General features: G+C 58.9%; 10 protein-coding genes and 1 pseudogene. 4 read left to right on the top strand and 7 right to left on the bottom strand.

Annotation, left to right across the window (positions count from 1 at the left end):
- Positions 1–5: 5 nt before the first annotated feature.
- From HX868_RS25445 to secA, 3 genes are all read right to left on the bottom strand, one after another.
- On the bottom strand, positions 6–950 hold the full coding sequence (locus tag HX868_RS25445) for a Nudix family hydrolase (protein WP_177004761.1): 945 nt from the start codon (positions 948–950) through the stop codon (positions 6–8).
- 13 nt (positions 951–963) lie between these two features.
- Entirely contained in the window at positions 964–2,181 is a 1,218-nt protein-coding gene (gene argJ, locus HX868_RS25440) for a bifunctional glutamate N-acetyltransferase/amino-acid acetyltransferase ArgJ (RefSeq protein WP_016975464.1), read from the bottom strand.
- 124 nt (positions 2,182–2,305) lie between these two features.
- Positions 2,306–5,041 carry a preprotein translocase subunit SecA gene (gene secA, locus HX868_RS25435; RefSeq protein ID WP_016975465.1) on the bottom strand — a complete coding sequence of 912 codons (2,736 nt, stop codon included), beginning with the start codon at positions 5,039–5,041 and terminating at the stop codon, positions 2,306–2,308.
- 305 nt (positions 5,042–5,346) lie between these two features.
- Between secA and HX868_RS25430 the strand changes: the two genes are divergently transcribed.
- Positions 5,347–5,802 carry a DUF721 domain-containing protein gene (locus HX868_RS25430; RefSeq protein WP_177004760.1) on the top strand — a complete coding sequence of 152 codons (456 nt, stop codon included), beginning with the start codon at positions 5,347–5,349 and terminating at the stop codon, positions 5,800–5,802.
- Positions 5,803–5,806: 4 nt separating this feature from the next.
- On the opposite strand, the gene HX868_RS25425 is transcribed toward HX868_RS25430, so the two are convergent.
- Complete coding sequence (locus HX868_RS25425; protein ID WP_177004858.1) at positions 5,807–7,285, bottom strand: helicase HerA-like domain-containing protein; 1,479 nt, start codon at positions 7,283–7,285, stop codon at positions 5,807–5,809.
- 204 nt (positions 7,286–7,489) lie between these two features.
- On the opposite strand from HX868_RS25425, the pseudogene HX868_RS31345 reads away from it, so the two are divergent.
- Both HX868_RS31345 and HX868_RS31340 read left to right on the top strand, forming a co-directional pair.
- Positions 7,490–8,521 (top strand): annotated as a pseudogene (locus HX868_RS31345) (HAMP domain-containing protein); the annotation flags it as partial.
- Between the two features lie 93 nt (positions 8,522–8,614).
- Positions 8,615–9,379: a methyl-accepting chemotaxis protein gene (locus HX868_RS31340; RefSeq protein WP_370590840.1), complete on the top strand. Its 765-nt coding sequence runs from the start codon at positions 8,615–8,617 to the stop codon at positions 9,377–9,379.
- On the opposite strand, the gene HX868_RS25415 is transcribed toward HX868_RS31340, so the two are convergent.
- Together HX868_RS25415 and purU are read right to left on the bottom strand one after the other, a co-directional pair.
- Positions 9,380–9,550 carry a hypothetical protein gene (locus HX868_RS25415; protein ID WP_177004758.1) on the bottom strand — a complete coding sequence of 57 codons (171 nt, stop codon included), beginning with the start codon at positions 9,548–9,550 and terminating at the stop codon, positions 9,380–9,382.
- Positions 9,551–9,635: 85 nt separating this feature from the next.
- Positions 9,636–10,484, bottom strand: coding sequence for a formyltetrahydrofolate deformylase (gene purU, locus HX868_RS25410; protein WP_010208067.1), 849 nt, complete (start codon positions 10,482–10,484; stop codon positions 9,636–9,638).
- A 350-nt stretch (positions 10,485–10,834) separates the two neighbouring features.
- Between purU and mvaT the strand changes: the two genes are divergently transcribed.
- Positions 10,835–11,209 carry a histone-like nucleoid-structuring protein MvaT gene (gene mvaT / locus HX868_RS25405; protein WP_016970296.1) on the top strand — a complete coding sequence of 125 codons (375 nt, stop codon included), beginning with the start codon at positions 10,835–10,837 and terminating at the stop codon, positions 11,207–11,209.
- 89 nt (positions 11,210–11,298) lie between these two features.
- On the opposite strand, the gene sbcB is transcribed toward mvaT, so the two are convergent.
- On the bottom strand, positions 11,299–12,726 hold the full coding sequence (gene sbcB / locus HX868_RS25400; protein ID WP_177004757.1) for an exodeoxyribonuclease I: 1,428 nt from the start codon (positions 12,724–12,726) through the stop codon (positions 11,299–11,301).
- Between the last annotated feature and the right edge of the window lie 112 nt (positions 12,727–12,838).

The raw sequence follows: 12,838 nt of genomic DNA, 5'->3' as shown, positions 1-12,838 counted from the left end.
CTGCTTCAGACTTCAGGCCAGAATGCCCTGATACCTGCAACACCCTGAGCCCCAGCGTCCCAAGCCTGCTCTCGCTCGACGGGCCCAACCCCGCCCAGCAGAAATACGGGCTTGCTGAACCCACGGATCAACTCTGCCGCCTGCTCCCATCCCAATGGCTGTACATCGGGGTGAGTCTGGGTCGGCTGCACCGGCGACAGTGTGACGAAATCCACGTCCATCATTTCTGCCAGTGCCAACTCTTCTGCGTTGTGGCAAGACGCCGCCAACCAACGATCTTTAGGAAGCGGTCGACCTTTGCTCGCGTATTTACGCAGTTGCGCCGAGGTCATGTGCCAACCGGCCGAAGGAAAATCCCCCAGCCACTCGAACGGCCCCTTGAGCATCAACTGGGCCTTACCCGCGCACAGGCCCACTGCATCCACGGCCAGGTCACGGTACTTGGGGTCGTAACCGTTGGGCGCACGCAGTTGCACCAGCTTGATGCCGCCGGCTATAGCTTTCTGGATACCCCGCAGTAACGTCGGGGTTTCCAGTTCGCCAGGGGTGATCAGGTACTCAGCCGGCAAACGCGCCGCCGCAACGATAGGCGCATTAGCCGCCGGGAACTCATAGTTGAGCAGGTCCCGAGGTGCCACCCACTCCAACGGTTGTCCCTCGACTCCGTGCGGCTCGCCGGTAAACGCCGAGACTTCCCAGACATCCAGCAACACCTGTTTGTCCGGGTAATCATGCTGCACCTTGATCAACGGCCGCGCGGTAGTGACCTGGATGCCCAGCTCTTCCTGCAATTCGCGGGACAGCGCGCTGGCGACCGATTCATCGGCCTCCACCTTGCCGCCGGGAAACTCCCAGAGGCCGCCCTGATGTTGGGTATCGGCGCGGCGCGCCAGCAGGATCCTGCCGTCGACACCGCGGATCACCGCTGCTGCTACATGCACTCGTTTCACCGCGCTTATCCTCTTAGGTACGGTATTCTGCGTTGATCTTCACGTACTCGTGGGACAGGTCGGTGGTCCAGATGGTTTCGCTGCACGCGCCGCGACCCAACTCGATGCGAATGGTGATTTCTTCCTGCTGCATCACCGCCGAGCCCTGGGCTTCGGTGTAGGACTCAGCGCGGGCGCCACGGCTGGCGATGCACACGTCGCCGAGGAACACGTCGATCTTGCTCACGTCCAGGTCCGGCACGCCGGCACGGCCCACAGCGGCCAGGATACGGCCCCAGTTCGGGTCAGAGGCGAACAGCGCCGTCTTGATCAGCGGCGAATGCGCCACGGTGTAACCCACATCCAGGCATTCCTGATGATTGCCGCCGCCATTCACTTCAACAGTAACAAACTTGGTGGCGCCCTCGCCGTCACGCACGATGGCCTGGGCCACGTCCATGCACACTTCGAACACCGCCTGCTTCAATGCCGCGAACAACGGGCCGCTGGCCTCGGTGATTTCCGGCAGGTTGGCCTGGCCGGTGGCGATCAGCATGCAGCAGTCGTTGGTCGAGGTGTCGCCATCGATGGTGATGCGGTTGAACGACTTATTGGCGCCGTCCAGGATCAGGCTGTGCAGCACGTCGCGGGAGACTTTGGCGTCGGTGGCGATGTAGCCGAGCATGGTGGCCATGTTCGGACGGATCATGCCCGCTCCCTTGCTGATACCGGTCACGGTGACGGTCACGCCATCGTGCACGAACTGGCGGCTGGCGCCTTTGGGCAGGGTGTCAGTGGTCATGATGCCCGTTGCTGCCGCGGCCCAGTTATCCACAGACAGATCGTCCAGCGCGGCTTGCAATGCACCTTCGATTTTCTCGACAGGCAGCGGCTCACCGATCACGCCGGTGGAATACGGCAGCACTTGGCTGGCGTCCACGCCGGTCAGCTGGGCCAGCTTGGCGCAGGTGCGTGCAGCCGCCACCAGGCCTGGCTCGCCGGTACCGGCGTTGGCATTGCCGGTGTTGGTCAGCAGGTAACGGATCGTGCCGGCAACACGTTGCTTGGCCAGGATCACCGGCGCGGCGCAGAACGCATTGAGGGTGAACACACCGGCGACGGTCGAGCCTTCGGCACAGCGCATCACCACCACATCCTTGCGCCCCGGGCGTTTGATGCCGGCCGAAGCGATACCGAGCTCAAAACCGGCAACCGGGTGCAATGTGGGCAAAGGACCAAGACCAACAGCCATGAATGCGCTCCTTATAAATCAGATGATGTCTGTGCCGTCGTGAGCGACGGCGAAATTAATGGCAAAACGCCGCGACGGCAAAGGCCGGTCGCGGCGCAGGGTGTAGCAGCGTCAGGCAAAAATCTTATTCAATCTGGCCGTGGCAGTGTTTGAACTTCTTGCCCGAGCCGCAGTAGCACAGCTCGTTGCGGCCCAACTTCTGGTCATTGCGAACCGGGGTTTGAGCCAGGGCCACGTCGACCTCTTCGCCCAGTACCTCAGGCGCTTCCAGCCCCGGTGCTTCGTCATGCTGGAACTGCATGCGCGCAGCCAGTGCCTCGGCTTCCTGACGCAGACGGGCTTCTTCCTCGATCGGGTCTTCGCGACGCACTTGAACGTGGGACAGCACGCGAATCGAGTCGCGCTTGATCGAATCCAGCAGTTCGGAGAACAGCGTGAACGACTCGCGCTTGTACTCCTGCTTCGGGTTCTTCTGGGCGTAGCCACGCAGGTGGATGCCGTGACGCAGGTGGTCCATGGTCGACAGGTGGTCTTTCCACAGATCGTCCAGCACGCGCAGTACGATTTGCTTCTCGAAGGTGCGCAGTGCTTCGGCACTCGCCTGCTCTTCTTTCTCGTTGTACGCAGCCAGCAGCTCGGTCATCAGCTTCTCGCGCAGTGTCTCTTCGTACAGGTGATCGTCTTCGTCCAGCCACTGCTGAACCGGCAGGTCCACACCGAAGTCGCTCTTCAACGCGGCTTCCAGGCCGGCAACATCCCACTGCTCTGGCAGGGACTGTGGCGGGATGTGTGCGCTGACGGTAGCGTTGAGCACGTCCTGACGGAAATCAGCGATGGTCTCGCCAATGTTGTCGGCGGCCAGCAACGTGTTACGCATGTGATAGATCACTTTACGCTGTTCGTTGTTGACGTCATCGAACTCAAGCAGTTGCTTACGAATGTCGAAGTTGCGGCCTTCAACCTTGCGCTGGGCCTTCTCGATGGCGTTGGTCACCATGCGGTGCTCGATCGCTTCGCCGGACTGCATGCCCAGGGCCTTCATGAAGTTCTTCACGCGGTCCGAGGCGAAGATGCGCATCAGGCTGTCTTCCAGCGACAGGTAGAAGCGGCTGGAACCAGCGTCACCCTGGCGACCGGCACGACCACGCAACTGGTTGTCGATACGGCGCGATTCGTGACGCTCGGACGCGATCACCTGCAGGCCACCGGATTCCAGCACGGCCTGGTGGCGCTTCTGCCAGTCCGCCTTGATCTGGGCAATCTGCTCAGGACTCGGGTTTTCCAGCGCCGCGACTTCCACTTCCCAGTTACCGCCCAACAGGATGTCGGTACCACGACCGGCCATGTTGGTCGCGATGGTCAGTGCGCCTGGGCGGCCGGCCTGGGCAATGATCTCGGCTTCTTTTTCGTGGAACTTGGCGTTGAGGACCTTGTGCTCGATGCCTTCCTTGTTGAGCAGGTTCGATACGTGCTCGGAAGTCTCGATGGTGGCGGTACCCACCAGGATCGGACGACCCTGGGCCATGCCGTCCTTGATGTCGTTGATGATTGCCGCGTATTTCTCTTCGGCCGTCAGGAACACCAGGTCGTTGAAGTCTTTACGCGCCAACGGCTTGTTCGGCGGAATGACCATCACGGCCAGGTTGTAGATCTGGTGGAATTCGAACGCTTCGGTGTCGGCCGTACCGGTCATGCCGGACAGCTTGTTGTACAGACGAAAGTAGTTCTGGAAGGTGGTGGACGCCAACGTCTGGCTTTCAGCCTGGATGTTGAGGTGTTCCTTGGCTTCGATGGCCTGGTGCAGGCCTTCGGACAGACGGCGACCCGGCATGGTACGGCCGGTGTGTTCGTCAACCAGCACGACCTGGCCGTCCTGCACGATGTATTCGACGTTGCGATGGAACAGCTTGTGGGCGCGCAGGCCAGCATACACGTGGGTCAACAGGCCCAGGTTGTGTGCCGAGTACAGGCTTTCACCCTCGGCCAGCTCGCCGATCTGGGTCAGCATCTCTTCGACGAACTGGTGACCGGCTTCGTTGAGTTCGACCTGGCGGGTCTTCTCGTCGATGCTGAAGTGACCTTCTTTGGTCACCACGCCTTCCACTTCCTCAATGTGCTGCTCCAGACGCGGAATCAACTTGTTGATTTCGGTGTACAGGCGCGAGCTGTCTTCGGCCTGGCCGGAGATGATCAGTGGGGTACGGGCTTCGTCGATGAGGATGGAGTCGACTTCGTCGATCACGGCAAAGTTGAGTTCGCGCTGGAATTTTTCATCCATGCTGAACGCCATGTTGTCGCGCAGGTAGTCGAAACCGAATTCGTTGTTGGTGCCGTAGGTAATGTCGCAAGCGTAGGCAGCGCGCTTCTCTTCCGGCGGCTGGAATGGCGTAACGACGCCAACGGTCAGGCCGAGGAATTCATAGAGCGGGCGCATCCAGTTGGCGTCCCGGCGGGCCAGGTAGTCGTTCACCGTCACAACATGCACGCCCTTGCCGGACAATGCGTTGAGGTAAACGCCCAGGGTTGCCACCAGGGTCTTGCCTTCACCGGTACGCATTTCGGCAATCATGCCTTCATGCAAGGTCATGCCGCCGATCAACTGGACGTCGAAGTGGCGCATGCCCATGACACGCTTACCGGCTTCACGGGCGACCGCAAAGGCTTCGGGCAGCAGCTTGTCGAGGGTTTCACCTTTGGCTATGCGGGCCTTGAACTCTTGGGTCTTGGCGCGCAATTGCTCATCCGAAAGGGCAACCATCTGCTCTTCGAAGGCATTGACCAGCTGCACCGTCTTGAGCATGCGTTTGACTTCGCGCTCATTCTTGCTTCCAAAAAGTTTCTTTAACAAAGGCGCAAACATATCGGCAGGTTCTTCCACACATAGGGATGGAGGGCGCACCGTGAGTGGCCCGAGCAGCCCTCACGGCCGCATGCGAACGCGCATTCTACCCGGATTCGTGGGTGAGGAAAGTGGCGTTGTTCCCCGATGCTGGCATGGTGCTGTGAGAGGGCTTGTTTAAAATAAGGGCTTTTGCTGGAACTTCAACCCATGGAGCGCAGAAGTTACCAATTGATTTCATGAGCAAAACCCCACGGATGCATTGCCTGGGGCCGTACAGGCGCGTTCTGCTAAGATGGCGGCTCTGTTACTTAAGGTGTCCAATAATGGCATTTCGCCCCTTATCAGCCCGCGCTCCCGGCGTGTTGCTTCGCGATGCCAAGCCGCTGAAAGCCATCTTCGGCCATGCGCAACGGTTGGGCCGCCTGCAACGGCTGCTCGAGACGCAGCTGCAACCGGCAGCGCGCGAACACTGCCGCGTGGCGTCCTGGCGTGAAGGCAACCTGCTGCTTATTGTCACAGATGGCCACTGGGCGACACGTTTGCGCTATCAGCAAAAACGCCTGCAGCGCCAATTGATGGCCTTTGATGAATTCGCCGGCTTGACGCGCATCCAGTTCAAAGTGCAACCGCCCACCACCCAACCCGGCGTGGTGGAGCATATTCATGACCTGTCGCCCAGTGCCGCCGAAACCATTCAGGCAACTGCCGACGGGATCAGCAACCCAGGCTTGCGTGCGGCGCTGGAACGGCTGGCGGCCCACGCCAAGCCCAAGCCCTGACTCGCTATTTGCGCTTGCTGCCGCCCAATAACGACCCCAACAAGCCACGCACCAGTTGCCGCCCCATCTGATTGGCGGCTTGCTGCATCGCGGACTTCAGCGCCTTGCCTGCGGTTGTGCCGAGAAACGCCCCGGCCTTGTCGGTGAAGCTGGGTTCCTCGGCGGCGGGCTTGGCCTCTTCGGTTGGCCCAAGTTCTTTACGCGCCATCAGCACCTCATACGCGGATTCCCGATCAATCGGTTTGTCATACCGACCCAGCAACGGCGAACTGGCCACCAAGGCTGCCCGTTCGGCTGCACTGAGCGGCCCGATCCGGGATTGTGGCGGTGCGACCAGTACACGTTGGACGACTTCCGGCGTACCCTTTTCCTGCAGCGTCCCCACCAAAGCCTCACCCGTGCCCAACTCGGTCAAGACCGAAAGGGCATCAAAAATCGGGTTTGGTCGAAAACCATCGGCTACGGCGCGCAAGGACTTCTGTTCCTTGGTCGTAAACGCCCGCAGGCCATGCTGGATGCGCAGCCCGAGCTGGGCCAGCACGCTGTCCGGCAAATCGCCTGGGGATTGGGTGACGAAATACACGCCAACCCCTTTGGAGCGGATCAGCCGCACCACCTGCTCCAGACGTTCCTGCAACGCCTTCGGCGTATCGGCGAACAGTAAATGCGCCTCATCGAAAAACAGTGCGAGCAGCGGTTTGTCGGCGTCGCCACGTTCAGGCAGTTGCTCGAACAACTCCGCCAACAACCACAGCAGGAAGGTTGCGTACACCTTCGGCGCCTCATGCACCAAGCGGCTGGCGTCCAGCAGATGGATGCGACCACGCCCGTCAGCGGTGGGCTGCAGGATATCTTCCAGTTGCAGGGCCGGTTCACCAAACAAAGCTTCTGCGCCCTGCTGCTCCAGCACTGCCAGGCGTCGCAACAGTGCCTGGCTGGAACCGGTGGTCATCAGCGCCGCGTCTTCGCCCAGCAACTCTGGGTGATAGCGCAGATGATTGAGCAGTGCCTTGAGGTCCTTGAGATCGAGCAACAATAAGCCTTCGCGATCGGCCACCTTGAACGCCGCGTAAAGCGCCGACTGCTGGCTGTCGGTGAGTTCCAGCAAACTACCGAGCAACAATGGACCCATTTCGCTGATGGTGGTGCGCAATGGGTGACCGGACTGCCCGTGGATATCCCACAGCGTGACCGGATAAGCCTTGGCCGTGTAATTGAGGAAAGGCATGCCGGCGATGCGCTCGGCGACCTTGCCCTGCGGGTTCGCCGCAGCGCCCAGGCCGCACAGGTCGCCCTTGATGTCCGCGGCAAACACCGCCACACCGGCATCACTGAAGGCTTCGGCCAGGCGTTGCAGCGTGACGGTCTTGCCGGTGCCGGTGGCGCCGGCGATCAACCCGTGACGGTTGGCCAGGCGCATGGCCTGGGCGATGGGCTGGCCGTCGAGGCCGGCGCCGATTAGCAGTTGCGTGGAGTCAGGCATTTCGTCACCCATGGTTAATCTTTAGTGCGGCCAGGTCGATACAGAAAAGTGTGAGACCCACAAAGTCTAAAAATAGGTCAGATAGTTCCCACAGGGACCACCGGAACCATCACAAGAAGTATCACACCTTTTTTGACGCTGCCATTTTGCGCCTCCCACAAGGACGCGCTTCGGATAATAAGACCTTAGCGGACCCTACAAGCCATGAATAAAAATCTGCGCTTCAGCCACAAAATCCTGCTTGCAGCCTCCCTTATCGTCATTGCCGCATTCGCGCTGTTTACTCTCTACAACGACTACCTGCAACGCAACGCGATACGCGACGATCTCAACAACTACCTGCACGAAATGGGCGATGTCACCGCCAGCAACATTCAAACCTGGCTTAATGGGCGTATAGCCCTGGTGGAAAACGCCGCACAAAACATCGCCATCAACCCCGAACCGTCCGCGGTTGCCAGCCTGCTGGAACAGAAAACCCTGACGTCCTCCTTCATGGCGACCTACGTCGGCGACAGCAAGGGTGCCTTCACCATCCGCCCAGACACCAAGATGCCGGACGGTTTCGACCCGCGTGTCCGTCCCTGGTACAAGGGCGCCCAGAGCAGCAACGGTTCAACCCTGACCGAGCCGTATATTGATGCCGCCACCGGCAAGTTGATCATTTCCGTCGCCACTCCCAGTACCCAAGGCACCCAGAGCATCGGTGTGGTCGGTGGGGACCTGAGCCTGCAAACCCTGGTGGATAACATCGGCGCGCTGAACTTCGGCGGCATGGGCTACGCGTTCCTGGTCAGCGCCGACGGCAAAGTACTGGTACACCCGGACAAAAACCTGGTGATGAAGACCCTGGCAGACGTGTATCCGAAAAATACGCCGAAGATCAGCGCCGACTTCAGCGAAGTCGAGGCCAACGGCAAGGACAACATCGTCACTTTTACACCGATCAAGGGCCTGCCCTCGGTGAACTGGTACCTCGGTATTTCAGTCGATAAAGACAAATCCTTCGCCATGCTCAGCGAGTTCCGCACCTCAGCGGTCATCGCCACGCTCATCGCGGTGGTGATCATCATTGCCCTGCTCGGCATGCTGATCCGTATCTTGTTGCAACCGCTGCACGTGATGACCCGCGCCATGCAGGACATCGCCGATGGCGAGGGCGACCTGACCCGCCGCCTGACGATCCAGAATAATGATGAATTCGGCATGCTGGGTAACGCCTTCAACCGCTTCGTGGAACGCATTCATACGTCGATCCGCGAAGTGTCTTCGGCCACCGAACAGGTGAATGAAGTGGCACTGCGGGTGGTCAGCGCCTCCAACTCGTCGATGGTCAATTCCGATGAGCAAGCCAACCGCACCAACAGCGTCGCCGCCGCCATCAATGAGCTGGGCGCAGCGGCCCAGGAAATCGCGCGCAATGCGGCGCAAGCCTCCCATCAGGCCAGCGATGCACGTCACCTGGCTGAGGATGGCCAACAAGTGGTGGAACGCAACATCAAGGCGATGAACCAGTTGTCTTCGATGATCAGCGCGTCCAGCAGCAACATCGAAGCGCTCAATAGCAAGACGGTGAACATCGGCCAGATTCTCGAAGTGATCACCAGTATTTCCCAGCAAACCAACCTGCTGGCATTGAACGCCGCCATTGAGGCTGCCCGTGCAGGGGAAGCCGGGCGTGGGTTTGCGGTGGTCGCGGATGAAGTCCGCAACCTGGCGCATCGCACTCAGGAATCGGCGCAACAGGTGCAGAAGATGATTGAGGAACTGCAAGTCGGCGCGCGGGACTCGGTCAGCACCATGGGTGAAAGCCAGCGACATAGCCTTGAAAGTGTCGACATCGCCAACCTGGCCGGCGAACGCCTGAACAGCGTGACCCAACGCATCGGCGAAATTGATGGCATGAACCAGTCCGTCGCCACTGCCACAGAAGAACAGACCTCAGTGGTGGAGTCGATCAACATGGACATTACCGAGATCAACACCCTCAATCAGGAAGGTGTGGAAAACCTGCAATCTACACTGCGTGCTTGTGCCGACCTGGAACAACAGGCTGCACGGTTGAAACAATTGGTTGGCAGTTTCCGGATCTGATCAGGCGTCCTTGGTCTCGGACTTGGCCTGCTCCTGCTCCCACAGTTCGGCGGCACCGGGAAATTCGGTGCCGTCCTCGCTGCTGAGGTCATCCGGGTCGTATCGACTCAAACAGCCCTCCCCTAATGTGGCGGGGGCTTTTGAAGTGGCTTTGTCCAGCGGATCACTCATGACTCAATCCTCGGCAGCATAAAGAAAAAGGGCCTGGGACGATTTAACGCCCAGGCCCTTCATTCTTCAATCACAACAAGTTCGATCAGAACACGACGGTCTTGTTGCCGTGCACCAGCACGCGGTCTTCCAAGTGGTAACGCAGGCCACGGGCCAGCACCATCTTCTCGACGTCACGGCCGAAACGCACCATGTCTTCAATGCTGTCGCTGTGGCTGACACGCACCACGTCCTGCTCGATGATCGGACCAGCGTCCAGTTCTTCGGTGACGTAGTGGCAAGTAGCACCGATCAACTTCACGCCACGCAGGGACGCCTGGTGGTAAGGCTTGGCGCCGACGAACGACGGCAGGAAGCTGTGGTGAATGTTGATCACCTTGCCAGCATATTCGCGGCACAGTTCCGGCGGCAGGATCTGCATGTAGCGCGCCAGCACGACCACGTCGGCTTCGTGCTGCTTGACCAGGCGCGAGACCTCGGCGAACGCCGGCTCCTTGTCCTGCGGGTTGACCGGCACGTGGTAATACGGGATGCCATGCCACTCGACCATGCTGCGCAGGTCATCATGGTTGGAGATCACACACGCGATCTCGCAGTCCAGCTCATCGCTGTGCCAGCGATGCAGCAAGTCGGCCAGACAGTGGGATTCACGGCTGGCCATCAACACCACGCGCTTTTTCTGCTCGGTGTCGGTGATATGCCAGGTCATCGAAAACTCTTCGGCGATCGGCGCAAATGCGTCGCGGAAGGCATCAAGACCAAAAGGCAGCGAATCGGCACGAATCTCGTGACGCATGAAGAACCAACCGCTGAGATTGTCCGAGTGATGACTCGCCTCGGTGATCCAACCGTTGTGGGAGGCCAGAAAGTTACTGACCTTGGCAACGATGCCAACCCGGTCCGGGCAAGCAATCACCAGCCGAAAAGTGCGCATTAGGGGGAAACTCCAGAACTTCGCAAAGGCCGCCATTCTAGCGATTGCGCAGGAAAACTGCAGTATTCGTTGACGCTTATTCTGATCGCCGGCCGACGGCTTGTCCCTTAATAGCCTATGGTTTTACCACCTTTATATGAATTTAGTACGTCACCCTATGGCTGTTTCACGTATTTCAGGGGAATTATCTTAAGGCCTACGCCCTAGTAATTAACTCGAATGCATAGCAATGCTACAAACATTCAAAGTAATTCACATAAATGCGCGCTTAAATGTTTACTTGGGCAAACTGCCTGACTATTATTGGGCCACTGTCCCTGTCAATCAGCGCTCTACATAAGGTAGTCCACATGTCTCTGATCAACGAATACCGTGCCACCGAAGAAGCTATCAAAGAGCTGCAAGCCCGTTTGAAGAACCTGTCCCAAGACGACAAACTGCAAACCGAGCTGGAATTCGAAGGCAAACTGCGCGCCCTGATGGGTGAGTACTCCAAATCCCTGCGTGACATCATCGCGCTGCTGGATCCAGAGTCGAAAGTTAAAGCACCGCGTGGCGCCGTGAAAACTACCGGCACCAAACGTGCTCGCAAAGTCAAACAGTACAAAAACCCGCACAACGGCGAAGTGATTGAAACCAAAGGTGGCAACCACAAAACCTTGAAAGAGTGGAAAGCCAAGTGGGGCGGTGACGTGGTTGAAGGCTGGGCAACCCTACTGGGCTAAGCTTCGCCAGGCTTACGCCTGATACGCGACACATTAAAAACGCCAGCTTGCTGGCGTTTTTTATTGCCTGTGTATTGTGTGAAGACCGATTACAGGTTCACCTTGCCGGCCAATGAGTCGGCATATTCCTGCCATTGCTCAAGCACCTCGGCCTGAAAGGGCGTCGCACTATCGGCAAATTCTTGTTTAGCCTGTTTAAATGCCGCAAGGGTATTCGGCGCGCCCCACTCCGGGTCCGTCAAACGTTGCTGACAGAAAAGCTGCCAGCGTTGTTGCTCCTCACTGTTCAAGGTATCGGGGAAGTTACGCGCTCGGTAGCGAAACAATAATTCAGGCAGCCGATGATCATCAAAAGGCCATTGCTGGCGAGCTAATTGTGCGGGCTCGGCCATCCGGACTTGTTCACATAAACGTCGATCACGATCTCCGATAAAACCATCGTATAGCTGTTGCTCCGGGTCTGAACTCGGCGCGAAATCTTCCTCGGCATAAATAGCCGCCAACTTATCGCGCCAACACTCCTGTGCGTCAGTTAGCCGCAGGGCGCGCGCCTGATAAAGATTCATGTCCAAGTGCAGACGCTCACGATCTTCTGCCCGAAGCACATTCAAGGGCGCAACCACAGGGCAGCGGTTGATGTGCACCAACTTGAGCGGCACCGGCAACTCGCCCTCGGCAAGATCGTCACGCCGGGTGTAGAGGCGCTGGCGCAAGGTATCGGCATCCAGGTCCAGCAAACCTTGAGGGTCGAGACCGAGATCGCAAACGATCAGTGCGTTGCGATTGCGCGGGTGCCATGCCAGCGGTAGCACAACCCCCAGGTAGTGACGCTCGGCGGAAAAACGCCCGGAGATATGCACCATGGGTTGCAGCAAACGCACCTGGTCCATCACGCGCTGCTTGCTACGTAGCTGAAACAGCCATTCGTACAGCTTGGGCTGTTTCTCACGCACCCTTCGCGCTAACGCAATCGTGGCACGTACGTCGGACAATGCATCGTGAGCCTGACCATGGTCGATACCGTTGGCTTCGGTCAGGCGCTCCAGCTTGAGCGTGACACGCCCATCCTGTTGCGGCCATTCAAGGCCTTCCGGGCGCAGCGCGTAAGCGGTGCGAATTACGTCGATCAGATCCCAGCGACTGTTGCCACCCTGCCACTCACGCGCGTAAGGATCGAAGAAATTGCGGTACAGGCTGTAGCGCGTCATCTCATCGTCAAATCGCAAGGTGTTGTACCCAGCGCCACACGTACCCGGCGCGGCCAGCTCAGCATGCACCCGAGTCATGAAATCGGCCTCGGCCAGGCCTTTTTCCGCGAGGATTGCGGGAGTGATGCCGGTAATTGCGCAGGCGATGGGATGGGGCAGGATATCGTCGCTGGGCTGGCAATAAAGATTGACCGGTTCGCCGATCTCATTGAGTTCGTGGTCCGTCCGAATGCCGGCTACTTGAAGCGGGCGATCACTGCGCGGATTGATGCCGGTGGTTTCATAGTCGTACCAGAAAATGGAGGTCACGGGCTATTCCTGTACTGAAGATCGACAAAGTCTAGGCGCTTGACCGCATCTACGGCCAGCATCAATTCAACTGTACAAACATCCAGCAAAACCTTGAGTGGTTGCTTCCATC

The sequence above is a fragment of the Pseudomonas reactans genome (assembly GCF_013385825.1).
Lineage (GTDB): Bacteria > Pseudomonadota > Gammaproteobacteria > Pseudomonadales > Pseudomonadaceae > Aquipseudomonas > Aquipseudomonas reactans.
Note: the sequence above shows the minus strand (reverse complement) of the source record. Positions and strands in the feature narration are given on the sequence as shown.